This is a genomic window from Ruegeria sp. CH6, assembly GCF_056537005.1.
Window position 1 is genome coordinate 717705 of sequence record NZ_JBQFQS010000002.1, and the last position, 25143, is coordinate 742847.

Annotated in this window: 22 protein-coding genes; 13 read left to right on the forward strand and 9 right to left on the reverse strand. The window is 53.6% G+C overall.

Annotated elements, in window-relative coordinates:
• Positions 1 to 138: 138 nt before the first annotated feature.
• A complete protein-coding gene (locus ACR0CW_RS07905; protein ID WP_480787369.1) occupies positions 139 to 813 on the forward strand; it encodes a PAS domain-containing protein in 675 nt (224 codons plus the stop codon).
• 54 nt (positions 814 to 867) lie between these two features.
• On the opposite strand, the gene ACR0CW_RS07910 is transcribed toward ACR0CW_RS07905, so the two are convergent.
• Positions 868 to 2238: a class II 3-deoxy-7-phosphoheptulonate synthase gene (locus ACR0CW_RS07910; RefSeq protein ID WP_170330374.1), complete on the reverse strand. Its 1371-nt coding sequence runs from the start codon at positions 2236 to 2238 to the stop codon at positions 868 to 870.
• A gap of 168 nt (positions 2239 to 2406) precedes the next feature.
• Here ACR0CW_RS07910 and ACR0CW_RS07915 point away from each other — a divergent pair, with 168 nt between their 5' ends.
• On the forward strand, positions 2407 to 3411 hold the full coding sequence (locus tag ACR0CW_RS07915) for a GlxA family transcriptional regulator (protein WP_155143157.1): 1005 nt from the start codon (positions 2407 to 2409) through the stop codon (positions 3409 to 3411).
• Between the two features lie 12 nt (positions 3412 to 3423).
• On the opposite strand, the gene ACR0CW_RS07920 is transcribed toward ACR0CW_RS07915, so the two are convergent.
• Positions 3424 to 4518 (reverse strand): PQQ-dependent sugar dehydrogenase, encoded by a 1095-nt coding sequence (locus ACR0CW_RS07920; RefSeq protein ID WP_480787370.1) that lies wholly within the window; start codon positions 4516 to 4518, stop codon positions 3424 to 3426.
• Between the two features lie 165 nt (positions 4519 to 4683).
• Here ACR0CW_RS07920 and ACR0CW_RS07925 point away from each other — a divergent pair, with 165 nt between their 5' ends.
• From ACR0CW_RS07925 to ACR0CW_RS07935, 3 genes are all read left to right on the forward strand, one after another.
• Positions 4684 to 5865 carry an ABC transporter substrate-binding protein gene (locus ACR0CW_RS07925; protein ID WP_480787371.1) on the forward strand — a complete coding sequence of 394 codons (1182 nt, stop codon included), beginning with the start codon at positions 4684 to 4686 and terminating at the stop codon, positions 5863 to 5865.
• A 132-nt stretch (positions 5866 to 5997) separates the two neighbouring features.
• Positions 5998 to 6786, forward strand: coding sequence for an ABC transporter ATP-binding protein (locus ACR0CW_RS07930; protein ID WP_155143154.1), 789 nt, complete (start codon positions 5998 to 6000; stop codon positions 6784 to 6786).
• Positions 6783 to 7613 (forward strand): ABC transporter ATP-binding protein, encoded by an 831-nt coding sequence (locus tag ACR0CW_RS07935; RefSeq protein WP_155143153.1) that lies wholly within the window; start codon positions 6783 to 6785, stop codon positions 7611 to 7613. The genes ACR0CW_RS07930 and ACR0CW_RS07935 overlap by 4 nt, the downstream gene beginning before the upstream one ends.
• Positions 7614 to 8191: 578 nt before the next feature.
• Here ACR0CW_RS07935 and ACR0CW_RS07940 read toward each other — a convergent pair.
• Positions 8192 to 8545 carry a hypothetical protein gene (locus tag ACR0CW_RS07940; RefSeq protein ID WP_480787372.1) on the reverse strand — a complete coding sequence of 118 codons (354 nt, stop codon included), beginning with the start codon at positions 8543 to 8545 and terminating at the stop codon, positions 8192 to 8194.
• 556 nt (positions 8546 to 9101) lie between these two features.
• Between ACR0CW_RS07940 and ACR0CW_RS07945 the strand changes: the two genes are divergently transcribed.
• The 4 genes from ACR0CW_RS07945 to ACR0CW_RS07960 all read left to right on the forward strand — a co-directional run bounded on the left by ACR0CW_RS07945 (position 9102) and on the right by ACR0CW_RS07960 (position 12518).
• Positions 9102 to 9425, forward strand: coding sequence for a hypothetical protein (locus ACR0CW_RS07945; protein ID WP_155143151.1), 324 nt, complete (start codon positions 9102 to 9104; stop codon positions 9423 to 9425).
• 164 nt (positions 9426 to 9589) lie between these two features.
• Positions 9590 to 9970 (forward strand): hypothetical protein, encoded by a 381-nt coding sequence (locus ACR0CW_RS07950; RefSeq protein WP_480787373.1) that lies wholly within the window; start codon positions 9590 to 9592, stop codon positions 9968 to 9970.
• 227 nt (positions 9971 to 10197) lie between these two features.
• Positions 10198 to 11208, forward strand: a complete 1011-nt coding sequence (locus ACR0CW_RS07955; protein WP_155143149.1) for a branched-chain amino acid ABC transporter permease — start codon at positions 10198 to 10200, stop codon at positions 11206 to 11208.
• Entirely contained in the window at positions 11205 to 12518 is a 1314-nt protein-coding gene (locus ACR0CW_RS07960; protein WP_155143148.1) for a branched-chain amino acid ABC transporter permease, read from the forward strand. Before ACR0CW_RS07955 ends, ACR0CW_RS07960 begins: the two co-directional genes overlap by 4 nt.
• Positions 12519 to 13010: 492 nt before the next feature.
• Here ACR0CW_RS07960 and ACR0CW_RS07965 read toward each other — a convergent pair whose 3' ends face one another.
• Positions 13011 to 14558 carry a helicase HerA-like domain-containing protein gene (locus tag ACR0CW_RS07965; protein WP_480787374.1) on the reverse strand — a complete coding sequence of 516 codons (1548 nt, stop codon included), beginning with the start codon at positions 14556 to 14558 and terminating at the stop codon, positions 13011 to 13013.
• 462 nt (positions 14559 to 15020) lie between these two features.
• On the opposite strand from ACR0CW_RS07965, the gene ACR0CW_RS07970 reads away from it, so the two are divergent.
• Complete coding sequence (locus ACR0CW_RS07970) at positions 15021 to 15629, forward strand: invasion associated locus B family protein (protein ID WP_170330364.1); 609 nt, start codon at positions 15021 to 15023, stop codon at positions 15627 to 15629.
• Positions 15630 to 15681: 52 nt separating this feature from the next.
• On the opposite strand, the gene ACR0CW_RS07975 is transcribed toward ACR0CW_RS07970, so the two are convergent.
• Genes ACR0CW_RS07975 through ACR0CW_RS07990 form a run of 4 tightly spaced genes read right to left on the reverse strand, consistent with a single transcriptional unit; the run spans position 15682 to position 19927 of the window.
• On the reverse strand, positions 15682 to 16890 hold the full coding sequence (locus ACR0CW_RS07975; RefSeq protein ID WP_480787375.1) for a beta-ketoacyl-[acyl-carrier-protein] synthase family protein: 1209 nt from the start codon (positions 16888 to 16890) through the stop codon (positions 15682 to 15684).
• Positions 16891 to 16899: 9 nt separating this feature from the next.
• Entirely contained in the window at positions 16900 to 17157 is a 258-nt protein-coding gene (locus ACR0CW_RS07980) for an acyl carrier protein (protein WP_155143143.1), read from the reverse strand.
• A gap of 32 nt (positions 17158 to 17189) precedes the next feature.
• Entirely contained in the window at positions 17190 to 18281 is a 1092-nt protein-coding gene (gene lpxD, locus ACR0CW_RS07985; RefSeq protein WP_480787376.1) for a UDP-3-O-(3-hydroxymyristoyl)glucosamine N-acyltransferase, read from the reverse strand.
• Positions 18282 to 18316: 35 nt separating this feature from the next.
• Entirely contained in the window at positions 18317 to 19927 is a 1611-nt protein-coding gene (locus ACR0CW_RS07990) for a L,D-transpeptidase family protein (RefSeq protein WP_480787377.1), read from the reverse strand.
• 354 nt (positions 19928 to 20281) lie between these two features.
• Here ACR0CW_RS07990 and mepK point away from each other — a divergent pair, with 354 nt between their 5' ends.
• From mepK to ACR0CW_RS08005, 3 genes are all read left to right on the forward strand, one after another.
• Positions 20282 to 20851 (forward strand): peptidoglycan L,D-endopeptidase MepK, encoded by a 570-nt coding sequence (gene mepK, locus ACR0CW_RS07995; RefSeq protein ID WP_155143140.1) that lies wholly within the window; start codon positions 20282 to 20284, stop codon positions 20849 to 20851.
• Between the two features lie 456 nt (positions 20852 to 21307).
• Entirely contained in the window at positions 21308 to 21721 is a 414-nt protein-coding gene (locus ACR0CW_RS08000; protein ID WP_480787378.1) for a hypothetical protein, read from the forward strand.
• Between the two features lie 722 nt (positions 21722 to 22443).
• Positions 22444 to 23235, forward strand: a complete 792-nt coding sequence (locus tag ACR0CW_RS08005; RefSeq protein WP_480787379.1) for an Arm DNA-binding domain-containing protein — start codon at positions 22444 to 22446, stop codon at positions 23233 to 23235.
• Between the two features lie 297 nt (positions 23236 to 23532).
• Here ACR0CW_RS08005 and ACR0CW_RS08010 read toward each other — a convergent pair whose 3' ends face one another.
• Positions 23533 to 25071, reverse strand: a complete 1539-nt coding sequence (locus tag ACR0CW_RS08010; protein ID WP_480787380.1) for a hypothetical protein — start codon at positions 25069 to 25071, stop codon at positions 23533 to 23535.
• Positions 25072 to 25143 lie beyond the last annotated feature (72 nt).

Consider the following 25143-nt stretch of genomic DNA (forward strand, 5'->3'; position numbering starts at 1 on the left):
TAACCATTCATTAAAGATTTGCTCCAATTTTGAATAAACCCGTGTCAATCTGTCGGTCACGATGACGGGTTGGCTGCCTCTCCGCCCAATGCGGAGCATTTTATGAAAATGGTGGTCAATCGACATGAGGGTGGCAAAATGAAAACCTTTTTCGGGAATGGTTCCGGGTCGAAATTTGGAAAGATCGTTGCAATGGATCGCTTTGACAGTGGTCGCAGCCTGTCACCCATCCGACAGGCCGAAGCGTATTGGACGGCATTGCTGACAGGCGATGGCGTGCCGATGCGTTCGCAGATTGACCCGCGCGGGCTGGAGAACATTCTGCAATACACCTTCATTCTGGAAAGGATAGCACCCGGCCTCGCGCGCTTTCGGCTGGCAGGCAGTCATCTGAACCAGCTTGCTGGCATGGAGGTACGCGGCATGCCCCTGACGGCATTTTTTGAACCAAGCGCGCGCTCGGACGTCAAAGACGCGCTGGAACAGGTTTTCGCGTCGCCAGCTATCGCAGAACTGGGATTGAACTCATCAGGAAAACTTGGCCGTACGCGACTGCAGGCCCGTATGATACTGTTGCCGTTGAAAAGCGATCTGGGGGATGTGAGCCGAGTATTGGGCGTCATGATCAGCGATGGCGCGATCGGAGCGACACCACGACGTTTCGCAATCGAAGACATCCGGACGAAACCTATGGCAGATCTTCATACTCCAGCCAACCCCAGGCCCACAGAGCCGGCAGGCTTTGCGGAGGAAAAGGCTGATTTCGCCAGGCCCGCTAACCACCTTCGCCTTGTTGTTTCGCGGGACGACTAAGCAAGAAAAAACGGCGGGCACATTTCCCGCCGTTTCAAAATTTTGTCAGTCGACTTAGCTAGCAGCGCGCTTGCTGCGATCCCGCCGCAGATTGGTCAGCTCTTCGGCGACCAAGAAGGCCAGTTCGAGTGACTGCGTCGCGTTTAGGCGCGGATCGCAGGCAGTGTGGTAACGATCCGACAGATCTTCTTCGGTAACAGCACGTACGCCGCCGGTGCATTCGGTCACGTCCAGACCGGTCATCTCGAAATGCACACCGCCGGGGATCGTGCCCTCGGCCTGGTGCACACCAAAGAAGTCACGCACTTCGCGCAACACCGAGTCGAAGGGGCGCGTCTTGTAGCCCGTGGCCGATTTGATGGTGTTGCCATGCATCGGATCACAGACCCAGGTAACTTTCGCGCCCTCTTCCTTAACAGCCTTGATCAGGCGCGGCAGATGCTCACCTGCTTTGCCAGCGCCGAAACGTGCGATCAGAGTCAGACGACCCTCTTCGTTCTCCGGGTTCAGTTTGGACATAAGGACCTTGAGGTCTTCGGCAGTAGTTGTCGGACCACATTTCAGGCCAATCGGGTTCAGAACGCCGCGGCAGAACTCGACATGTGCACCATCTGGCTGACGAGTACGGTCACCGATCCAGATCATATGACCCGAACCTGCCAGCCAATTGCCGGAGGTCGAATCAAGACGGGTCAACGCCTCTTCGTATTCCAGCAGAAGGCTTTCATGGCTGGTGTAGAATTCTACGGTCGAAAACTCATGAGTTGTGTCCGCCGTAATGCCAGCCGCACCCATGAAATCGATCGTGTCCTGAATCCGGTCAGCAATCTCGGAATACTTCTGAACATCCTGTTCATCGGTAAAGCCAAGCGTCCATGAATGCACTCGGCTCATATCCGCGAAACCACCGGTCGAGAATGCACGCAGCAGGTTCAGTGTAGCAGCAGCCTGCGTGTAGGCCTGCAACATCTTGCCCGGGTTCGGAATACGCGCCTCGGGTGTGAAGGCCAGTTCGTTAATGATGTCACCACGATAGCTGGGCAGCTCTACACCATCCACGACCTCGGTCGGTGCGCTGCGCGGCTTGGCGAACTGCCCTGCCATACGGCCGACTTTGACCACAGGCACCTTTGCGCCATAAGTCAGAACCATCGCCATCTGCAGCATCACCTTAAAGGTGTCGCGGATTGCATCTGCGCTGAACTGTTCAAAGCTTTCGGCACAATCCCCACCCTGCAGCAGGAAGGCCTCGCCGCGACCAGCGGCACCCAGATGTTGCTTCAGGCGCCGCGCTTCGCCAGCAAAGACCAGCGGGGGATACTGCGAAAGCTGAGCCTCGACTTTGGCCAGTGCGGCCGCGTCGGTATAATCGGGCATCTGAACTCGGGGCTTGTTGCGCCAGTTCGATTTTTGCCACTCGGTCATAGCTTTGATCTCCGCTGAGGTATTTCAGGGTGCCTCTATACAAAATGCATTACAGAGTGACCATATCTCATTTGCGCCTCTTGACTGGGCAAACAAGCTTTGAGCATGTTGTCTGGCAAATCCGTCGCAGCTAAAGAGCAGCGGTCGCCGAATCAAGGACAGTTCGCCATGCAAGAGCAACGCCAAGTTGTCACTGTGGACAGCAGCGCGGCAAAGCCGCTTAATTTCGTCTTTGTCCTGCTGGACAAGTTTTCGCTTTTGTCATTCGCGTCAGCTTTGGACAGCTTGCGCATTGCTAATCGTATGTCCGATCGCCCGATCTATACATGGACTTTGGCCGGAGAAGGCGGAGACGTCGTTCATTGTTCTGCTGGAACCACTTTCAAGCTCGACACGGACCTGTCCGAACTTCAGCGTGATGATGTTATTCTGGTCTGCGGCGGGGTCGATGTGCAGGCAGCCACGACCAAGAAGATTCTGAACTGGCTACGTCGAGAAGCCCGCAAGGGGATCAAAATCGGCGGTCTTTGTACGGCTGCCTACACTCTGGCAAAGGCCGGACTGCTGGAGGGTAAGAAAGCGACGATTCACTGGGAGAACTCCGATAGTTTCTCAGAGGAATTTGACACCGTCGAACTGACCAAATCGGTCTTTCAGATTGATGGCAACCGGATGACCACCGCAGGCGGAACATCGTCGATCGACCTGATGCTCAAGTTGATTGCCAACGATTACGGCGAAGATCTGGCAAACGCGGTTGCGGATCAGATGATCTATTCTTCGATCAGGACCGATCAGGACACGCAGCGCCTGTCAACACCGACTCGGATTGGCGTACGTCATCCGAAACTCAGTCAGGTTATCCTGATGATGGAGAAGAATATCGAGGAGCCGATCTCGCCTTCAATTCTTGCCAAAGATGTCGGTATGTCCACGCGCCAGCTGGAACGTCTTTTCCGCCGTTATCTCAGCCGCTCACCCAAGCGCTATTACATGGAACTTCGCCTGCATAAGGCTCGGAACCTGCTGATGCAAACCGACATGAGCGTTATCAACGTGGCACTGGCCTGTGGTTTTGCAAGCCCGTCGCATTTTTCGAAATGCTACCGCGCGCACTACAACACGACTCCGTATCGTGAGCGTGGAACTCAGGGCGGGCGCTTGTCTGTCTGACTTTGTCGCGAACTATCCGGGTGTCAGTCGGTAGACGGCACCCTGCCCCACAGAAATAAACCAGATCGATCCATCAGGTGCTTCGACGATATCGCGCACGCGTTCCGTCTCAGCGCCTTTGATCTGCTCGACTTCGCGTAATGGACTGCCAGCAAGACGGGAAATGTAGTCGAATTTCAGAGATCCCACGAAAATATCGCCTTTCCACTGCGGCCAGAGTTTGCCCGAATACACCAACAAGCCTGATGGAGCGATGGAGGGATCCCAATAGAATTCGGGTTGCTCCATCCCCGGTTTGGATGTGCCCTCACCAATCTTTTGGCCAGAATAGTGTTTGCCATATGAAATGACCGGCCAGCCATAGTTGAGACCGGGCTGCACAAGATTGACCTCATCCCCACCCTGCGCGCCATGTTCTGAGACCCACAACCTGCCCCGCGCATCAAGTCCCGCGCCCTGAGGGTTTCGGTGCCCGTATGACCAGATTTCTGGTCGCGCGCTGGGGTCGCCAACAAATGGATTGTCAGGCGGGATTGTTCCGTCCCGATTGATCCTGATGACGGTGCCCATATGATTTGATTTGTCCTGCGCAGCTGGTCGGTCTCCACGTTCACCCAGCGTGACGAACAGTGACCCGTCATTTGCTTCCACGACGCGCGAACCGAAATGACGACCACCAGACCCGCCTGGCACTGCTTCGAAGATCACGCGCAGGTTGGTAAGCCTCTTTCCATTATCAGACAATCGCGCCACAGCAACAGTAGTCCCGGCACCACTACTCTGACGCTTGGAATAGGTCAGGAAGATCTCCCGACTATTCGAAAAATCCCGGGCGATCGTGACATCCAGCAATCCGCCCTGCCCAGATGCCGCAACTTTCGGCACACCTGACACACGCTGAGACTTACCGTCCTTCACATATAGTAATTCGCCTTCCCGCTCGGTGACCAGAAAGCTCTCGTCTGGCAGAATGCCTATGGCCCATGGCGTATCCAAGCCACCCAGCATTTCTGTTACACGAACAGAACCGGCTGAAGTTTGAAGTACATCAGCCCTGATACCTCCGGATATCACCAGCAGAACTAGAATCGCGCAAACTCTGATCATCGTTGCTCTCCAATACCGGATGTTCGCCGCCATCATCGGGCAAACCCATCAAAACAAATAGAGTTATGGCCCACAAAAGCACTTTTTCGTTAGGACTTTTCTTTTCCGGACAGCTTGCCTAGGGTCGTGCGCAGAACGAATACGTTCCAATTAGGGAGTAACCATATGAAAAAGCTGCTTACTGCAACTGCAGCAACCGCTCTTCTGGCCGGCACCGCGATGGCTGAAGACGTCAAACTGGGCGTACTGTTTGGCTTTACCGGTCCGATTGAATCGCTGGCCCCGGCAATGGGTTCCGGCGCCGAGTTGGCAATCGCCGAAGTTACCGAATCCGGCAAACTGCTGGATGGCACGACCGTAACCGCTTCGCGTGCTGACACCGGCTGCATCGACAACGGTCTGGCAACATCGAACGGTGAACGCATGATCGCGGACGGCGTTGCCGGCATCATCGGTGGTGACTGCTCGGGCGTAACTGGTGCGATCCTGCAGAACGTTGCGATTCCAAACGGCATGGTCATGATCTCGCCATCGGCGACGTCACCTGGCCTGTCGACTATGGAAGACAACGGCCTGTTCTTCCGCACCGCACCGTCGGATGCGCGTGAAGGTCAGGTTATGGCTGACATTCTGAAAGATCGCGGCATCAACTCGATCGCCCTGACATACACCAACAACGACTACGGCAAGGGTCTGGCCGACGCGATCAAAAGCTCGTTCGAGGCAGCCGGTGGTGAAGTAACCATCACAGCTGCACATGAAGATGGCAAAGCCGACTATTCGGCCGAAGTTGGTGCCTTGGCATCGGCCGGTGGCGATATTCTGGTTGTCGCAGGTTATCTGGATCAGGGTGGTCTGGGCATCATCCAGTCGTCGCTGGACAGCGGTGCGTTTGATACATTCGGTCTGCCTGGTGGCATGATCGGTGACTCGCTGCCTGCAAATGTTGGTCCGGACCTCGATGGTTCGTTTGGTCAGATCGCAGGTTCGGGTGGCGAAGGTGCTGAAAAGTACTTCGCAATGGCCGAAGCCGCAGGTTTCGACGGTTCGTCGCCTTACTCGCCTGAGTCTTACGACGCCGCCGCTCTGTTCATGCTGGCCATGCAGGCCGCAGGTTCGACCAGCCCGGCTGAGTACGGCGCCAAGATCATGGACGTCGCCAACGCTCCGGGTGAAAAGATCTATCCGGGTGAATTGGCGAAAGGTCTGGAGCTTCTGGCCGCAGGTCAGGACATCGACTATGTCGGCGCATCGGGCGTTGAGTTGATCGGCCCCGGTGAAAGCGCGGGTTCTTATCGTGAGATCGAAGTCACTGACGGCGAGAACAAGACCGTCAACTTCCGTTGATCCGACCGTTTTCTTCATAATACCAAGCAGCCCGGGCCTTGTGTCCGGGCTGTTTCAATGACAAAAGACCGCACCTCTTTCGGGGGGATGGGGCAATTCAGCAAAGCGCCGCAAAAGTGGCCAGGGGAACATATGATCGTCGTCGAGGACGTGCATAAGCATTTCGGCGGTTTTCACGCGGTGGATGGTGCATCGCTGGAAATCGAAAAGGGTTCGATCACCGGGCTCATCGGGCCCAACGGGGCCGGAAAAACCACTCTGTTCAATGTCATCGCCGGGGTGCTTCCACCCACCAGCGGCAAGGTGTTCATGGATGGCGAGGATATCACTGGCCTGCCCCCGCATGATCTGTTTCATAAAGGTCTGCTGCGTACGTTCCAGATCGCGCACGAGTTTTCATCGATGAGCTGCCGCGAGAACCTGATGATGGTCCCTGGCGCTCAATCTGGTGAATCGCTCTGGAATACCTGGTTCGGCCGCAAACGCATCGCAGATGAAGAGCGTGCGCTGAAGGCCAAAGCAGACGAGGTGCTGGAATTCCTGACAATCGAACATCTGGCCGACCACAAGGCGGGTCAGGTCTCGGGCGGTCAGAAAAAACTGCTTGAGTTGGGCCGCACCATGATGGTCGACGCCAAGATCGTATTTCTGGACGAAGTTGGCGCGGGCGTGAACCGCACCCTGCTGATGACAATCGCCGACACGATCCTGCGTCTGAACAAGGAACGTGGCTATACCTTCGTCGTCATCGAACACGACATGGATTTCATCGGCAAGATCTGTGACCCGGTCATCTGTATGGCTGAAGGCAAAGTGCTGGCCGAAGGCACTCTGGACGAAATCAAGGCGAATGAGCACGTGATCGAAGCCTATCTGGGCACCGGCCTTAAGAACAAAGATAAGCTGGAGGCGGAGGCATGAGCGACAATCCCTATCAGGACGATCACGGGAACAAGGACGCCTCGATCACCAACACTCAGGGCGTCGGAACAATGACACCCGCGCATCGCGTAAGCGGTGAAACACACTATGTTGGCGGCGGTCCCTTCCTGATCGGTGACACGATGACGGGTGGCTATGGCAAAGGCCCCGACATTCTGCACGACTGCACCATCGCCGTGGACAAAGGTGAGATTGCGGTGATCGTGGGCCCGAACGGCGCTGGCAAATCGACCGCTATGAAAGCTGTCTTCGGGATGCTGGACGTCCGTGCAGGTTCGGTGCGTCTGGATGGCGAGGATATCACTAACCTCAGCCCTCAGGACCGTGTGATCAAAGGCATGGGGTTCGTTCCGCAAACGCAGAATATCTTTACGTCCATGACGGTCGAGGAAAACCTCGAGATGGGCGCTTTCATCCGTCGCGATGATATCAGCCAGACGATGGAGCAGGTCTATGACCTCTTCCCCATCCTGCGCGACAAGCGCAATCAGGCGGCCGGAGAACTGTCGGGCGGTCAGCGCCAACAGGTTGCTGTGGGCCGCGCACTGATGACTCAGCCCAAGGTGCTGATGTTGGACGAACCGACCGCCGGTGTGTCACCCATCGTGATGGATGAACTGTTTGATCGGATCATTGAGGTGTCCCGCACTGGCCTGCCGATCCTGATGGTTGAACAGAACGCACGCCAGGCGCTGGAGATCGCCGACAAAGGATATGTGCTGGTTCAGGGACGGAATGCTTATACTGGAACGGGTAAGGAACTGCTGGCTGATCCGGAGGTTCGAAAGAGTTTCTTGGGCGGGTAAATATGAGGTTAGGCTCTGCCAACTCTGAGCTTACCAAAGCTCTGCTAGCATCGTCGATACTAGCCATTGTCCTTTGTACCTCCGCTGGGTCAAAAGATCTACTAGAGCCATCGACACCAGGCCCCATGAGAATCGAATGCAAATTCATAGAACACTGTTTCGCGCGGGAAGTTTTTCAAACCGGCGTTTCTTGTCGACAAGAAAGCACAGTTGTGTCCGTCTTTGTCGATGGAGTTTCTAATAGGGCTTTGGTCACCCATCCGAACGGAAGCCAAACGGTCGGCGTGGCGAACAAATACGAAGCCTACGAGAATACTCCATACATTATCATTTCATCTAGCAATGGATATGGCTCCACGCATATAACACTGATGCCCAGTAAGAAAGCAATTTTGACCAGTCACTTAACGCTCGCTAAGAATATCGCATCGACCTATTTTGGTTCATGTGAGATTAGTAGCTAACGAATTCCATTACTTTCCTCTGAAGTGAACCAAGTTTCTGCCCTTGGTTGGATGGTCTATTTTATGCGTCGAGCCCCTTGCTTCTTAGAGAACTATCAGATGTTCCAACATCGATCAGCTCACCGGATCACCACAAGAGCCAAAGTCCTGCGCAGCATGCGGACCTTTGATCGACATGTCGTAGTTGAGGTTGTCAAAATCCACGACAAAGGTCACGACGTCCTTGTCCATGATGTGCAGGAAGGTCAGTGAATTCAGACCTGCAATAATTGTCGCCTCGCCCTTGATGTCATCGGTTACGATGAATCCTTTGTCGGTCGCCCCAGACCGTGCCAGCGTCACAGCACCACCATTGCTGTCTGACACACAGTTCACAACGAAGTCTGCTCCGTTCAGCGGATCGTTTGTTGCGGCGAAAGCAATCGTGGGCATGGCAAGACCGGCGAGCAACAAGATGGTATTTTTCATAGTTCTACTTTCCTTATGGGGTCCGGTTCGGATGAGTGATCGACCGGGACCCTTTGTTCCTGTCTGGGGCGGGACATGCCCTGCGCCACGACCATAGGTAGATAGAATACTGCCTTCGCAAAGACTTATCGGTCTTGCCTCACGCCTAGTTGAGAGTAAGTGAGAATTATCGCGCAAGCGCCTGGGGAGTTCACAGGTCAGACAGACTCAGCCTGGTGATGGGTTGGCTTTAGCGACAGCGCTGAATCACCTTAAAGCAAACAAACCAACGTGTTTATGACCGATTTTGTGTCTCCAATGTGGCGCCTGACCAGCGCTCATGGTTTTGATGATCAAACATACATTCTAAACCATTGAATTGATTGATTTGACCAACTGGAAAAAAGAACAAGCAGATTTTCGCACGAACCGAAGTTGGACACCGTTAGGCTGTATTGGCGTCACAATGCCTGACTAGTTCCGCATCGTCCGGATACAAAAGATATCCGGGCTACACATGTAATTTGAACATGCTGCCAAAGCGAAACAAGACCAATAAAACTAAGGAAATCTCAACATGAAAACCTGGATCATGGCTGCTGTTGCCGCTGTTCTTGCGACTGGTGCAGCTGCAGAGGAACGTCACTTTGTCTGTGTATCAGATCGTGACGGCAGCGAAGTCCGCCTGAACCGTGCTCCTGAAGGAGACAAGGGCAGCATCGAGACAAAGGACATCGAGGGCGATGCAATGGTCTTCAAAGGTGTTGGCAACATGACTTTCGTCCATATCGAAGAAAGTGATGTGATGACCTTTGTCGTGCATTTCTCGGACATGACCTACGACCTGTCCGTCAAAGGACCTCACGCCGGAACCGACCACGGATCGTGTGAAGAGGTTTAAAACAACTCACCCAATAATTGAATTCGATACACACGATTCAACGTTTGATTTTGTGATCCTACTCGCCTACCCCGGTGCCGAAAATCGTGAGTCAAAAACTCACGATTCTTTGGTGCCACGTCGCAGCAGCCTATGCCACAAGCGACCACTTCAGGAGAAGCAAAATGAAACACCTGGCCGCCCTTGCAGCCGTATTTATTCCTGTCGCCGCTCAGTCCGTGACACTGGATGTTCCCAAAGGTCGGTTCGTCTATGAATGTCAGCTGACCGAGATCTGCAAGGCGGGAAAGTGCTCGTCCCTCGATCCCGTTATTCCAGTCACGCTGGACCGGGTCGAAGGGAATTCCAAGGGTACTGTGACTAAGCAGGGTAAAGTTATCGAAGTTCTGGTCTTCCCCGGACTGGGAACGCACGAATTCCTCTCGATTTCTGCCGGCGGAAGTGTTGGCTATACCGTCAATGACGAAACCGGGAAGGTCTCAGTTCATACGTCAGGTGGCCAGATGCATGACGAACGCGGAAACTGCGCGGTAACCAACAAGTAGTCTGGTTATATTCATCACTTCGACGATTGGGCCGAACGGATATGAACTCTGTTCGGCCTTTGTATTTTCAGGCCCTGCATCGATATGCGAGTTTTCAACCTAACGATGCGGGGGACAGAAAAAACATGAGAAAATTGCCGATTTAACAGCGTTATTCGCTACCTGATTGTTGTGTATCGGGCGGCCTGCATGCCATAAAGCCGCACCCGAGAAAATGAGAAGGTCACATGGACATACTGAACGCGCTTGTCGCGCTTGCTAACTTTGTGCTGGTGCCGGCAATCGCCTACGGATCCCAGCTTGCCCTAGGGGCGCTGGGGGTCACTCTAATCTACGGCATTCTGCGATTTTCCAACTTTGCTCATGGTGACACGATGGCGTTTGGCGCCATGATTGCTGTGCTTGTCACTTGGGGACTGCAAGCCGCCGGTGTCAGCTTTGGCCCGTTGCCCACTGCATTGCTGGCCCTGCCATTCGCGATACTTGGATGCATCATTCTTGTCCTGATCACAGACAGACTGGTTTATCGTTTCTATCGTGAACAGAAAGCCAAGCCAGTCATATTGGTCATTGTTTCGATGGGTGTCATGTTCATCATGAACGGCCTTGTTCGCTTTATCATCGGACCCGACGATCAGCGCTTTTCGGATGGTGCGCGTTTTCTGATATCCGCACGTGATTTCAAGAAGATGACTGGCCTGAACGAGGGACTTGCGATCAAGACCTCACAGGGCATCACCGTCGTCGTCGCCGTTGTCTCGGTCGCCTTGCTGTTCTGGTTCCTGAACAAAACACGCACCGGGAAATCCATGCGTGCCTATTCCGACAACGAAGATCTGGCGCTGCTTTCGGGCATCAACCCGGAACGCGTCGTGATGATCACCTGGATCATCGTGGCAGCGTTGGCGACAACCGCCGGTGTGCTGTATGGGCTGGACAAAAGCTTTAAGCCGTTTGTGTATTTCCAGCTTCTGCTTCCAATCTTTGCTTCGGCTATTGTCGGCGGTCTGGGTAATCCGTTGGGTGCCATCGCCGGAGGTTTCATCATCGCTTTCTCGGAAGTCACGATCACCTATGCGTGGAAGAAAGTCCTCACCTACATTGCACCCGAAAGTTTGGCACCGTCAGGCTTGGTTCAGTTCTTGTCCACGGACTATAAATTTGCCGTCAGCTTCGTCATCCTGCTGATCGTGCTTCTGTTTAAGCCCACGGGGCTGTTCAAGGGGAAAGCGGTATGAGTGAGATGACCAAAAACACTCTGCTATTCGTAGTGGTCGGTGCGCTTATTCTTGTGACCGGCTTTTCCCAAAGCTGGAACACCGCGATCCTGATCCTGAACATGGGGCTGATCTCGGCCATCATGGCCATAGGCGTTAACCTTCAGTGGGGTTTTGCGGGCCTGTTCAACGTCGGCGTCATGGGCTTTGTAGCCCTTGGCGGACTTGGTGTGGTTCTTGTTTCCACCCCACCGACCCCCGGTGCATGGTCTGCCGGCGGCTATGGAATCATCCTTGCGCTGCTGCTAGGTGCCGCAACGGTTGTAGCTGCTGTTCTTGTGGCGCAAAAACTGCCCAGCGGACGCGTTCGGACTCTGTCGATCATAGGTATTCTGATCGTTGGTTTCTTTGTTTACCGTGCAATTTTTGATCCGAATGCTGCTGCAGTCGAAGCAATCAATCCCGCGGTGGAAGGCAACATTGGCGGATTGAACTTGCCGGTTCTGCTGGCATGGCCTGCAGGTGGATTGTTGGCTGCTGGTGCCGCATGGTTGATCGGCAAAACGGCGCTGGGGCTACGCTCGGACTATCTTGCAATCGCAACACTGGGTATCGCCGAAATCATCATTGCCATCATGAAGAACGAGGATTGGTTGGCTCGGGGCGTTAAGAATGTCTACGGCATCCCGCGTCCATCCCCAGTCGTTGGCTATGAGATCGAGCTGCAAAAAGATCCGGGCTTCATTGAGCGTGCAGCGTGGTTCGGTCTGGATCCGGTTACAGCCTCCACACTCTCGGTCAAACTGGGATATTCGGTGTTGTTCCTGGCTGTCCTGCTCATTCTGCTCTGGATGGCTCAAATGGCGTTGAAGAGCCCTTGGGGGCGAATGATGCGCGCAATCCGTGACAACGAAGTTGCCGCCGAAGCCATGGGCAAGGATGTGACCCGTCGCCACTTGCAGATTTTCGTTCTGGGGTCGGCCATTTGTGGAATTGCGGGTGCCATGATGACCACGTTGGATGGGCAGCTGACACCAAGCGCATACCAGCCATTGCGCTTTACCTTCCTGGTCTGGGTCATGGTGATTGTCGGCGGCTCCGGCAACAATTTCGGTGCTGTTCTGGGGGCATTTCTGATCTGGTTCCTCTGGGTTCAGGTCGAACCAATCGGGCTGTGGTTGATGAACCTGATCACAGCCGGAATGCCGGACGGAAGTGCACTCAAGACACATCTGATCGAAAGCGCAGCCCACATGCGCCTGTTCACCATGGGCCTGATATTGCTGGTTGTTCTCAGATTTAGTCCAAGGGGCCTTATTCCGGAGAAATAGTTCCGGAAACCTCCACAAACTAAAAGCCGCGTCTCAATTCGGCGCGGCTTCTTGATTCTAAACAAAAAATTTTATACACGGGTTCATCGTCGGTAAACGTGTTCGTTCCAATATAACGAACCAATTCACTCAGTATCATCGGCGTTTCGTAACAATCGGCTCTGGTCATCATAAAAGAACGCAGACACTCATGAAAAAACCATTCACCACATCCGTCACTCTTTTGCCCGTTCTGGCAGCCTTGGCCGGCTGCATCCCCAGCCCGGAAGACCTTGAAACGACTCCAGTCCAAGTTCAGACACCCCAAGGTGTCGTCACCTGCCAGCTCTATCGTCTGGATCGTGTAACTTGGGATCGTGCAATCGATTACCCTGCTACTAAGATGTCTGTTACTCAAGCGGATAACTACTGTCGGCAAGAAGGCCAAAGGCGGCTCAAACGCTAAGCGATAAAAGCCCCGCAGTTTCGTTTCAGCGGGGCTTAACGCCAATTCTATCGGTTTCTGAACAAACCGCCCAAAATGCCACGCACAATCCGGCGGCCTGTGGTGCCTTTGAGTTCCTTTATCACCGCTTCACTCATTGCACTGGCAAAAGTGTCTTTCTTGCGCACCGCCCTTGATGTTGATCGGCCAACACGTCCACCGGTGTATCGGCGAGCCGACGAATACTCCCGTTCCATCGGACTTTGCCGTTCAACTACTTCGTCAGCTTCCGCGACCTCTGCCTCTTGCGCAGCCTGGTTCGCTCTAGCCTGCAAAATCTCAAACGCCGATTTCCGATCCAGCAGCTTGTCATACTTTCCCGCCATTGGAGACGCATCGAGAACAGCTTGACGTTCCGCTGCAGTGATTGGCCCAAGCTGGGACCCAGGAGGGCGAATAAGGGTGCGTTCAACCATGCCCGGAACACCTTTTTTCTCAAGCATGGACGTCACGGCTTCTCCGACCCCTACTTCCCGGATAGCAGTCTCGGTATCGAAGGCCGGATTCTCGCGATAGGTTTCGGCCGCAAGCCGTAGGTTCTTGCGATCCCGCGCGGTAAAGGCGCGTAACGCATGCTGAACCCGGTTACCCAATTGACCGAGTATATCCTCGGGGATGTCGGCCGGGTTCTGGGTAATGAAATAAACCCCAACCCCCTTTGACCGGATCAGGCGTGCCACCTGTTCAACCTTATCGACCAGAACCTTGGGAGCATCCTCAAATAGCAAGTGTGCTTCGTCAAAAAAGAAGACCAGTTTTGGTTTGTCGGGATCACCAACTTCGGGAAGTTCTTCGAACAGCTCGCTCAGCAACCAAAGAAGGAAAGTCGCATAGAGGCGCGGTGCCCCCATCAACTTATCCGAAGCCAGGATGTTCACCATCCCGTGCCCGTTTTCATCCTTTCGCATGAGATCGGACAAGGCCAAGGCTGGCTCACCAAACAAACGGTTCCCACCCTGGTTTTCCAGAACCAGCAAACGCCGTTGTATCGCCCCAATCGAAGCTGTCGATACGTTACCGTATCTCAGGGAAAGTTGTGCCCGATTTTCACCGATCCAGACCAGCAATGCCTGAAGATCTTTGAGATCCAGCAATGGCATTCCCTCTTCATCGGCAACCCGAAATGCAATGTTCAGAATCCCTTCCTGGGCTTCGGACAGTTCCAGCAAACGGGAAAACAGTAATGGGCCCATCTCGGTTACTGTCGTGCGGACCGGATGGCCCTGCTCGCCAAACAGATCCCAGAATGTCACCGGGCAGGCAGAATAGGAAAAATCCGTGAACCCAATTCTATCTGCACGCTCCATAAAAGCTTTGTGTAACTTGTGTTGGTCGCTGCCGGATCGTGCAAGGCCAGACAGATCCCCTTTGACATCGGCTAGAAACACAGGAACACCAGCTTGCGAGAAACCTTCGGCCAAGATTTGCAACGTTACGGTTTTGCCTGTGCCCGTTGCACCCGCAATCAAACCGTGACGGTTTGCATACTTCAAAGTCAGCCCTTGTGCTTGCCCGTAGTCCGGCCCTGCACCGCCGACAAATATGTTCTCGCTCATGGATTTACTGTCCTAAACTTCATCGCTCTTTGACCAGCATACAAACTTAACCTTTGGCTGCGATAGTCAATTTGCCTTCAATGCGGCTCAAGCCGTCGAGGGCAGACTTCCTCCCTGTCGACTGGCCGTGCCTGCGGGCACGGCTTTTTTCGTGGCCTTTAAGTAAAATATTCAAATGCGTAGAATGATTAAATTTTCAGGATAGCTGTTGACCGCTGGCTTCCCCTTTCGTAACGTCTGCGCATAACTAAGTCGGCCAGTCCGACGGGGAGAACTATTCTAAGGGGAGCCGCCTCACCGGCTCCCTTTTTCATTGGCCTGCACAAGACCGAAAACAGCGGTCTTTGTGCGTATTCGGCAGAATTTCGTTCAATTCGCAAAACAATGACAGGTTTGCGCCTGACACCTGAAGTTTCAGATGTTAGACGAGTGGAAAAGCTGGATCAGCACAATGAGGCATTCATGATCAAGAAACTTCTCCCACTTAACATGGTGGCGGCCGCTCTTTGGTGCGGTGTAGCCATTGCTCAGGAAACCACGCAGGACGCGGAAACACCGGCAGATGCGCCGCAAGCCGAAGCGGGTACTGACCTGGATCTGGGCGAAACCGGTCCCCGCATTGGCGAGCAGTACGTTAAGGAAAAATCGGGCGATTGGGAAATTTCGTGTCTGAAGGCTGAAAACGGTGAAGACCCTTGTGCGATGGTCCAGGTACTTAGTGGCCAACAGGGTGAACCCATTGCCGAGATTACCGTTGGAAAACTGCCCGAGGGCGGTGCCGCTGTCGCTTGGGCAAACGTGATTGTTCCGCTCGAAACTCTCCTGCAGGCCCAACTGGCTCTGTCAATCGATGGAGCTCCGCGCAAGCTCTATAACTATCACCACTGTGTACCGGTCGGCTGCGTAGCGCAGCTGGGTCTGACGCAAGGTGATGTGGACGCAATGAAGGCGGGCACAAAAGCCGTTCTGTCGCTGGTTCCGGCCCGTTTCCCGGATCAGATACTGGACATGGAAATGTCCCTCAGCGGTTTCACGTCAGCATTTGACGGACTGTCCGTTAATCTGAATTAAGACGAAAACAAACCTACGAAAAAGCCGCCGGTTATCTCGGCGGCTTTTTTTGTTAGACCCGCTTCAGCGCGAGAACCGCATTCAGGCCACCGAACGCAAACGCGTTGCTCAAAGCAACATCGATCTTCGCTTCACGCGCCTCATTCGGGACAACATCCAAAGCGCATTCCGGATCAGGTTCTTCATAGCCGATCGTCGGGGCAATAATGCCGTCTTTGAGTGCCATAATACAGGCCAATAACTCCACCGCACCCGTACCACCAATAAGGTGACCATGCATCGATTTGGTCGAAGAAATCATCAACTCATCTGCATGAGGCCCAAATACATCTGCAACCGCAGCGCATTCGGTTTTGTCATTTGCCGCTGTGCCGGTTCCGTGCGCATTGATGTAACAAACATCGCTGGCATTCAGCTTGGCATCAGCCAGTGCCCCGGACATCGCGCGTGATGCGCCTTGCTTGCTTGGCATCACGATATCTGCGGCATCGGATGACATCGCATATCCAACGACCTCACACAAAATCTCAGCACCCCGAGCCCGTGCGTGCTCGTACTCCTCGAACACGAATACACCAGCCCCCTCGCCCTGAACCATGCCATTGCGGTTGGCGCTGAATGGTCGGCAGGCGTCCTTGGACATAACGCGCAAGCCTTCCCAAGCCTTTACGCCCCCAAAGCAGAGCATAGATTCCGAACCGCCAGTCAACATTGCTGGCGCAGCACCGCTGCGGACCATCTGAAAGGCCAATGCCATCGCGTGATTGGACGATGCACAGGCTGTTGAAACTGTAAAGCTTGGACCTTTGAGGTTATGCTCCATCGAAACGTGGCTGGCAGCAGCGTTGTTCATCAACTTAGGGACGACAAAGGGATGAACGCGGTTTTTGCCATCTTCATAGACAGAGCGATAGTTATCGTCCCATGTAGACACTCCACCGCCGGCAGTACCCAGGACGACCCCGGACCGTGCAGCAAGTTCGCCATGAAACTCAATCCCCGACTGTTCGATCGCCTCTTTTGCGGCCGTCAGTGTGAATTGAGTGAACCGATCATACAATGTCATTTGCTGACGGTTGAAACGGCCTTCAGCTTCGAACCCGCGGACCTGACCACCGATCTTGATTGCCAGCCTTTCGACGTCCCGGAATTCCAGTTCCGATATGCCGCACCGGCCTTCTCTCATGGCTTCAAGAGTATCGGGAACTGAATGGCCCAACGAGTTGATTGTGCCGGCACCTGTAATGACAACGCGTTTCATGATCGCTTGTCAGACCTTTTCCGCAACCAGCTTTTCAATCCCGGCGATGATGGCGGCGACATTTGAAATATCGAAATCGCTGGCTGTCGGTTCATTCGCGTTGAAGGGGATCGTTATGTCAAATTCTTCTTCAATGGCGAAAATGCTCTCGACCAATCCAAGACTGTCGATGCCCAGATCCTCAAGCGTGCTTTCAGGCGTGACATCGGATGGCTCCAGCACTGCCTGCTCTGCAATGATCGCGATGACGCGGTCGCTGATGCTCATAGTGATCCCCTAATTATCGCTTTGAGGATGATTTAATCGCTTGGAGGCTGTTTGAAAACAGCCTTTTTCAACGCCTCGACGTCACGTGCCATACGCGGCAGCCGGCGCTGAGCCTTATAGATGTCTGTGTGGCTTTCCATTTTTATGCCCGGATAGCCCATGATTACGCGCCCGGCAGGTACATTGGACAGGATCTTGGTTCCACCGCCAGAGATCACACCATTGCCAATGAAAATATTATCCACGACCCCGGTTTGACCGCCCAGAACAACATTGTTTCCGATTTCAACTGAACCTGAAACGCCTGTCTGGCCGCACAACAAGCAATCTTGCCCAACCCGGGTGTTGTGGCCCACGTGGACGAGGTTATCCAGTTTTGATCCGCTACCAATGCTCGTATTGCGGATAGTTCCGTTGTCGATGGTGCAGTTCGCGCCGACCTCGACATCATCACCGATTTCGACCGCGCCGAGCGAATGGATGCGCAGCCAGTTCTGAGCCTTGGCGTCTCCTTTGTTGCCCATGGTCTTGCGGACATTTTCGACGTCAGAAACTTCGGGCGTAACAAAGCTAAACCCGTCACCGCCAATCCGTGCGCCGGGCTGCGCAATGAAACGGTCGCCAATCTGAGCCCGTGCGCCGATGCTGGCCATTTCGCGCAAGACTGCGTTTGAGCCCAGTTTCGCATCCATCCCGATAACGCAATGGGCGCCGATCACTGATCCCGCGCCAATTTGGGCGCGCGCGCCAACCACACTCAGAGGGCCGATTGCAACGTCGTCACCGATGTCAGCAGTCGGATCGATCACTGCCGAAGGGTGAATGCCCGGTTCTACACCCTGCCCCCGGTCCAGCATGGTTGTAATCCCGGCCATTGCCATCCGCGGACGTGGCACAAACAACGCTGCCTCCAACCCAAGGGCCTGCCAGTCTGCACCTTCCCATAACACTGCTGCGCGCGCAGTACCGGACGAAAGTGCCTCGGCGTATTTGGGCGACATAGCCATTGCCAGGTCCGTGGCCCCCGCCTCAGCCGGTTCCGCAGCACGCAGGATTGTCAGATCAGTGTTACCCTCGGCCGGGACACCGAGTGCGTCAGCGATTTGTTGAATGGTAAACTGCATGGCAGGCTTCCTTATATCAGGACTTGCCTGCGTGATTACCCCTGAACGTCAGGCAGGACCACCCCTGCTTTTTGTAGCGCTTCCCATATTTTGCGATCCCGATCATAGACATCGCGGCGATACTGCACATCACCTTTGGGGCCGATATAGGCCGTCCGGTAAATCAGGTGCACCGGAACCGGCTTATCTAGGTTCACCTTGGTTTCTTTACCTGTGCTTAGGATGCGGTGGAAAAACGCTTTGGGATCTTCTTCCTGACGCGCCAGCAAAGCATACGCAAATTCGAATGGCTGCGCCAAACGAATACATCCGTGCGAGAATGCACGCACTTCACGCGCAAACAAGCTCTTTTGCGGAGTATCGTGCAGATAGATATTGTGCTTGTTCGGGAACATGAACTTCACCAAACCAAGTGCATTGCTCTTGCTTGGAGGCTGTCGCATGGCGAACGGAAAGTTCTTGGCCGTGAATTGGGTGAAATCCACCGCCCCTCGGTTTACCTGACGCCCCCGGCGATCGGTGATCTCTATATGACCTACCGCATTCGGATTGGCGCGCAATTTTGGCAGATATTCTTTGGTGATGATCGAGCGTGGTACGTACCAACTCGGGTTGATCACCATATGCTCCATCTCATCCGAGAATTCCGGGCTACGACGATCATGGGTGTTTTTTCCGATAACCGCGCGCGTTTCGAACGTGACGCGACCATCATCTACGATCTTAGCCGAAAAATCCGCCTGATTTACAAGGATATGGCGTTCGCCTCGTTCACGCGGCAGCCAACGCTCCCGCTCTAGCGCAACGAGTACGGCTTTCAAACGATCCGAAGCCGGACGGTTAAGTTCGGTTATTGTGCCCTGACCAGCAACACCATCAGGCTCCAGGCCATGATCCCGCTGAAAATCCTTCACTGCGGACAGCAGCGTTTCATCGAAAGTCGGGCTGGCAGTCGGCTTCATATACCCCAATGAAACCAATCTGTTGCGAAGCTTAATTACATTCGGCCCACTGTCGCCCAACTCCAGCTTATCAACCGGAACTGTCGATCCCCAACCGCCTTTCGCGATCAGAGCTTCAAGCGCCATTTTCTGCTTCATAAGCGCGCGATATTGCCCGGTCTTAGGCGCCAGCTGCTGAATGTAGGCACCATCTTTAGAAGCCAAGACCGCGTTCAGATGTTCCTCGGCCGGCAGCCGTTTGACGGTGCGAACAAGGCCGGGATCAATTTGTGAGGGGCGCAACGCACCCGACTGCACATCACGCGCGTAATTCAGGAAAACACGGCTGAGCTCAGCCTCTATCTGGCCAAGATCCCTGACCGATTTGGCATCCTGCATTTTCGAGATCAGCGACTGAACATCATATCTGGACGCTGGCAAACCGTGCATTTCAACGTTTGACAGAGCTCTGATCAGAGCCGCACGTCTGGCTGCATGTTCCGGCGTATCGCCAACCCAAACAGGTTCAAAGCCATTGTTGCGATAGAACTCAGCAAGACCAGACCCCGCCGAAGTGCTCTCGGCAACTGACATCTGGAAAGCTGTACTTTGCCCTTCATCGGTTGCTGCCGATGTAAAGGACGCTGAAACCGCAAAACAGGCGGCAAGAAGAAGACTGGTACTTGTCCGAAAGACAGACTGCATGGGATGGCCTTGAATTTTCAATAACTTGTAGTTTGCGCTGCTCGCCGAACAAATATGATTTCGGTACCTGCCCTTTGTCCATTCACAAATAGATGACTCTGACCTATCTGTCAGACGCTGATGCGCGTTTGCATCGGACGCCGGAAAAACCGTCGAAATGTGTCATAACTGTGCACACCTGTGTCATATGCGCAAGAAACTGCCGAATATTCCCCCTTGAAAACATGAGTGCGAAAGACTTCTTGGCGGATGATTCCTACTGTGTCATAAATCCCGCATCTGGGGATGGGAAAAAATTAAGAGAGCGCACGTAACATCGTGTGCAGGCAGGAACAGTACGGGACGAAACATAAAATGGCCGAGAGCAGTACTTCGGGGTTGACCCGGCGTGCCCTATTGGGCGCATTTGCGGCAACAGCAGTGGTTGCAGCACCGACTTATTCCAACGCAGCGGGCTTTCTACGCGGGGGTGGCGATATTCGTCGTATCCGCATGTATTCTGGTCGCACTGGCGAACGTATCGACATGATATATTGGGTCGATGGAAAATACATCAAGGATGCTGTCAAAGAAGTGAACCACTTCATGCGCGATTGGCGTACCGATCAGTCCAAATCAATGGATTTGCGCACAATCGACATCATGGCAGCTTCCCATAACCTGCTGGACGTAAATGAGCCTTACATGCTGCTGTCCGGCTATCGTTCCCCACAAACCAATGCAATGTTGCGCTCACGCTCGCGCGGGGTAGCGAGAAACTCGCTACATATGAAGGGCCAGGCAGCTGATCTGCGCCTGTCTTCACGTTCAGTTTCGCAAATGGCCAAAGCAGCTATGTCCTGTCGTGCAGGTGGCGTAGGTCAGTACTACCGCTCGAACTTTGTCCATATGGATTGTGGTGTGGTTCGCAGTTGGCGCGGCTAAGAAATACAAATCGTTGACTGCCTGAAACCCCGGTGTGCCGTACCACCCGGGGTTTTGTTTTATGGATTTGTTCACTTTGGTCTGACTTAGCGCAGTTGTTTCAACCAGAACTGGTAAGTCAAGTGATTGCGGCAGATCACACAAGACTGCGTCCTGCGTCTTCATTCGGAAAAACAGTTGGTCGATGGCGCGCCTCAGAGCTCCACACGATTCGTAGGATTTTGTTATGAGTGCAGTCTATTCCGGCTCAGAAAGTGAGATGTGAATTCGCATTTATGTTCAATCGATCCAGAAAGCTAGAACCACCGCAACATCTGGCAACCTAAGCGCGATGACTAAACTGAGGCATCGCGCGGATAGCCAAAAAACTGCCGCATTTCATCGATACGCCCTCTATCAATGCTATTTTAGCCGATAGGATCATAGACCTGTCGATAGACGTACTTGGAGAGCACTATGTGTGGATATTGCGGCAGGCCATTGAATCCTGGACTTATCGATAGTTTGAGAGACGATCTCCCGGACAATGTTGTTGTCAATGGCGATACGAACAATGCGGGAAGCACTGCTATGGTAAACGCAGTTGCGGTCGATGCCAGTGGCGGTTGGCAACTGCAGGAATTAGGAAACTTATTCAAACTCGCTGAATCTGTAACCGCAACCAATGCATGGACTGGCAACGACGAGTTTGTATTTAACGCTCCGGCTCAGGACACCGGAAATGGCGCGTCGGCCAATGGGTTGGATCTCAGGTTGTCCAGTTTGATGGGGCAAAAAAGTTCATCATTGTCTTCACAAACCACAGAAACCCCTGAAGCTGTGTTTTGGACTTTTGACACGGTCTCATCATTTGATGACTGGTTTTCCTGAGAGGAATGGTGAAACACCCAGCATAGGCCACTCGCAATAATGCCCGACCACATAGGTCGGGTGATTGCTCCGATGAGGAAGTGACGGCTTCTAGTCCGCACTGAACGAGCCCGAGTTTTGTTCATCGCAAATACACAAAGACTTTGACCTAGAGAAATCTGGGTTTGGCAACGTCTGCACGCTTTCATCAGTACGGCTGGCTTCTGGCTCAACCCGGGACATCCCCCATGTACCGGTGTCGCGGGCTACCCATTGATTGCTGAGGGCGTTCAGCGCAATTGATCGCGACGCTATCCATTTTCGGCACAGAGCTATTAATTACAGCTGCTGTTCTTCATCTCCTAAGAAGTACTGAACCATCGCCTTAGCAGACAGTTCGCCAGGTACGACCGACCAAAAAGACCGAACAAGGAATGGATGAACAAACAGCTAGTACCGGCACTCTTAAGTCGCCGATAAATCACATTAATTTATGGTATATGGCGCACCTGAGAGGATTCGAACCTCTGGCCTCTGCCTTCGGAGGACACAGACCTTACCCCTGTCAACTACCGGCAAGTCCCACACAATCGGGTTTTTGTTACTATTTTAATTGAAACTCTATCACCCACCTACGCTCAGGTACTTGAAAATGGTGAGGGCTGGGTGTGGGCCTGTTGAACCTGAGCCCTCACCATGCGAGAAACGGTTTGTCACTGTCTAAAGACCAATCGAGACCCAAAATGTCCAAAGTCATTGAGCTATCGGATCATCGCAAACCTGCACGCCGAAAGGCTGTTCGTGTTAACCTCACCCCCAAACGAATAGAAAGTGCAGAGGCGTCCGAGAAGCGGATCCGGATCGCCGACGCTGATGTTGTAGGCCTATACCTCGTCATCCAACCATCCGGACACAAAAGTTTCGTCGCGCGAGGTAGAATTGGTGGCGGGCGATCGAGGCCGATGGTTGACGTTACTATTGGATCGACTTCAGCAGTGTCTCTGGTAGACGCCAGGAAGGCTGCAAAGGTCATACTTGGCGAGATGCGCGCCGGCATCGATCCCCGAAAGCGTAGTAGCGGTGAGATTAGTACGAAGGCGATGATCGCCATGTTCCTCGACTATCACGCGTCCCGTGGCACTATTACCATCGACAAAATCTCGCGATGCCTCAACCGCGCTTCCTACGGCCTGGGTGAGCAGCCTTTCTCCGAGGTGTCGCTCGAGCAATGGTCTGGCGCCGTAAGTCGCAGCTACAAGTCGCGTGGTCTGGCTCCCGCCACCGACGATGCAAAATTCATCAAAGCCCTGGGCAATTGGGCCCATAGCGAGGGTGTCGCGCGCGGCAATGAGGCTCGGGATGTGAACGCGCCCAAACCGTCACACCGCGATGTTGCCGACACCGCCAGACGCGCAAAGGAACAATGGACGTTACAACGCTCGGAATGGAATACGTTTTGGACCGGTACGGAAGCTGGAAAACCTGATGGGCCTCGGGTGATTGTCAGCCCGCATTCAATAGGCTCTGCCAACTGATACAAGGCTGCCCACCACAGTCTGCGCGGGTGCCGCTCGTGTCAACGTGAGCAAGGGTGTGATACGTTCCCACCTTCAAACACTCCCTCTCTGCGAGGCCGCTTTACTATGTCGCTCCAATCTGTGGGAGAACCGATGTTGTTGACGAGCACGAGGCAATCAACGGCGTCGAATTGCATTCTGTTAGTAGTCGACAGCACTGTTCCTTTGTCGGAGAACATCCGCGCTTGGGCCTATTCATCTGCACCTGAAATCCGAGGGCGTGGATCCAACATAATTTAGTGTTCGCTGAGACGTTTAGGAGCTCACCGGCAACCTGCCCTCCCGCATTTCACCCCACCAAGGAACCAAATGATCGATAGAACCGTGATAGTCGAAAGGGTCGATTTCTAGCGGTTTTCTGCCGGCTTTGCCTGTAACTGTGTCTTCAAGCATATATCCAGCTCTGTCATCCGCGCAGTGTTCCTTCAAAGCATCGAGAAAGCCTGTCTGGTTTGTTTTTCGCAGAGCTCTCTCCCAGTCATCCATTGCAACGAAACAAACTGGGATTCGGTCAACTTCCGTTATGCTAGGGTCCAATTCACTTTCGCATCTTGCAGCATCCAAGATGGCCGCGATCGCTTCATTCGCGACCTGCAACCAGGGTTCGAGCATGAGCACCACACCGGACGCAGCCGCGTCGAGCGTCCTACCATGATCCGCTATGCCGAGCCGGACGTCGGATGCATACTTCCAGATCTGCACGACGCCTTTCTTCAAATCGCTGTGCACCGCTTCATGCTCGGCAATTGGGTTTGCCGACGCCCTCACCTTGAATGGAATTTTGCGAGATTTGCATTCGATTATCGCTCGAATTTTTGTTCCGTTGGAGCCAATCCGAATGTCCGGTGTCTTTCTCCGTCTACTTCGCGGTCCATACTCGACTTCTGGCATCAGCTCGAATTGCCGTCCAAGGTAGTGATTGCAGATTTCAAGGACATAGCTTTCGAAACGCTCTGCAATCAAACGTTTGACGTTATCGTCTTGCATGAGATCGTAGAAAAGACCGTCTGTGAAACGGCGAAAGAGCAGATCCGGCAAAGGACAAAAGTACTTTGTCTTTTCCCCGGCCGGAATCCCAATACAAGGCTTGTCTCGAAGAACGCTAGGCTTGTATGCGATAGAACCCATACCGCTGCGCTTGTCGCGAACCCAGCGACGCGCGTCGTTGCTCATAACGCCCACCAGGCGGAAGAACGCGTCCAGTTCCATATCCGAAACCCCGATTCCGCTAATGTCAAAGTCCGACAGAATCGCTGGAGCTCGGAGATACTGAGTCGAGATGGCAAAACCAACGAAGCAAAACCGTTCGATGCTGATGCCATGATTTTCTTCAAAGAACTCGTTAGCTTCAGGAAAACTATACAGGTACCAAGCCCGATAGAAACGATCCGCTGACCGGAAACCAATCTGCCATTCAAACTGTCTCCAGGTTAACCTCGGCATAGAAGCAAGAATTCCGCCTTCGGGTATGTCTTCAACGCTTTCGGCATCTTCCAGTTGAAGAAAACAGTTGTAGACCTCCGCGAAACGCCCCCATTTTGTGAGGTCATATCGGACGGCACCTGACTTTGCCGGGCGATGTGCCAGAGCTTCATTGACCAGCGTTTCTAGCGCCCAAGGCATCACAAAGAGAGGGTCTCCCGGTTGCGCGACACTTGCGTCTGGTGGGATCTCAAGGAACTGCTTTGCTCGCGCGACACGGCCGTCGTCGACAGACCGCACAGCCCAAATCATGATTAGAAACTCTTTCAAAAGGGTTTTACTGTAGAACGTAGTTATACGTTTCCGCAGCATACGCTTCTTTACCGTTCTGGAGCGTGTCATTCCGAAATGATCTTCATTAAGAAAATGGTCTCATTACACATT

Coding starts and splice junctions, on each gene's coding strand:
- lpxD (WP_480787376.1), bottom strand. CDS start 18,281: ATGCAGTTTACCATTCAACAAATCGCTGACGCACTCGGTGTCCCGGCC.
- ACR0CW_RS07905 (WP_480787369.1), top strand. CDS start 139: ATGAAAACCTTTTTCGGGAATGGTTCCGGGTCGAAATTTGGAAAGATC.
- ACR0CW_RS07970 (WP_170330364.1), top strand. CDS start 15,021: ATGATCAAGAAACTTCTCCCACTTAACATGGTGGCGGCCGCTCTTTGG.
- ACR0CW_RS07955 (WP_155143149.1), top strand. CDS start 10,198: ATGGACATACTGAACGCGCTTGTCGCGCTTGCTAACTTTGTGCTGGTG.
- ACR0CW_RS07935 (WP_155143153.1), top strand. CDS start 6,783: ATGAGCGACAATCCCTATCAGGACGATCACGGGAACAAGGACGCCTCG.
- ACR0CW_RS08005 (WP_480787379.1), top strand. CDS start 22,444: ATGTCCAAAGTCATTGAGCTATCGGATCATCGCAAACCTGCACGCCGA.
- ACR0CW_RS07965 (WP_480787374.1), bottom strand. CDS start 14,558: ATGAGCGAGAACATATTTGTCGGCGGTGCAGGGCCGGACTACGGGCAA.
- ACR0CW_RS07975 (WP_480787375.1), bottom strand. CDS start 16,890: ATGAAACGCGTTGTCATTACAGGTGCCGGCACAATCAACTCGTTGGGC.
- ACR0CW_RS07945 (WP_155143151.1), top strand. CDS start 9,102: ATGAAAACCTGGATCATGGCTGCTGTTGCCGCTGTTCTTGCGACTGGT.
- ACR0CW_RS07910 (WP_170330374.1), bottom strand. CDS start 2,238: ATGACCGAGTGGCAAAAATCGAACTGGCGCAACAAGCCCCGAGTTCAG.
- mepK (WP_155143140.1), top strand. CDS start 20,282: ATGGCCGAGAGCAGTACTTCGGGGTTGACCCGGCGTGCCCTATTGGGC.
- ACR0CW_RS07920 (WP_480787370.1), bottom strand. CDS start 4,518: ATGATCAGAGTTTGCGCGATTCTAGTTCTGCTGGTGATATCCGGAGGT.
- ACR0CW_RS07990 (WP_480787377.1), bottom strand. CDS start 19,927: ATGCAGTCTGTCTTTCGGACAAGTACCAGTCTTCTTCTTGCCGCCTGT.
- ACR0CW_RS07950 (WP_480787373.1), top strand. CDS start 9,590: ATGAAACACCTGGCCGCCCTTGCAGCCGTATTTATTCCTGTCGCCGCT.
- ACR0CW_RS08000 (WP_480787378.1), top strand. CDS start 21,308: ATGTGTGGATATTGCGGCAGGCCATTGAATCCTGGACTTATCGATAGT.
- ACR0CW_RS07940 (WP_480787372.1), bottom strand. CDS start 8,545: ATGAAAAATACCATCTTGTTGCTCGCCGGTCTTGCCATGCCCACGATT.
- ACR0CW_RS07915 (WP_155143157.1), top strand. CDS start 2,407: ATGCAAGAGCAACGCCAAGTTGTCACTGTGGACAGCAGCGCGGCAAAG.
- ACR0CW_RS07925 (WP_480787371.1), top strand. CDS start 4,684: ATGAAAAAGCTGCTTACTGCAACTGCAGCAACCGCTCTTCTGGCCGGC.
- ACR0CW_RS07930 (WP_155143154.1), top strand. CDS start 5,998: ATGATCGTCGTCGAGGACGTGCATAAGCATTTCGGCGGTTTTCACGCG.
- ACR0CW_RS07960 (WP_155143148.1), top strand. CDS start 11,205: ATGAGTGAGATGACCAAAAACACTCTGCTATTCGTAGTGGTCGGTGCG.
- ACR0CW_RS07980 (WP_155143143.1), bottom strand. CDS start 17,157: ATGAGCATCAGCGACCGCGTCATCGCGATCATTGCAGAGCAGGCAGTG.
- ACR0CW_RS08010 (WP_480787380.1), bottom strand. CDS start 25,071: ATGCTGCGGAAACGTATAACTACGTTCTACAGTAAAACCCTTTTGAAA.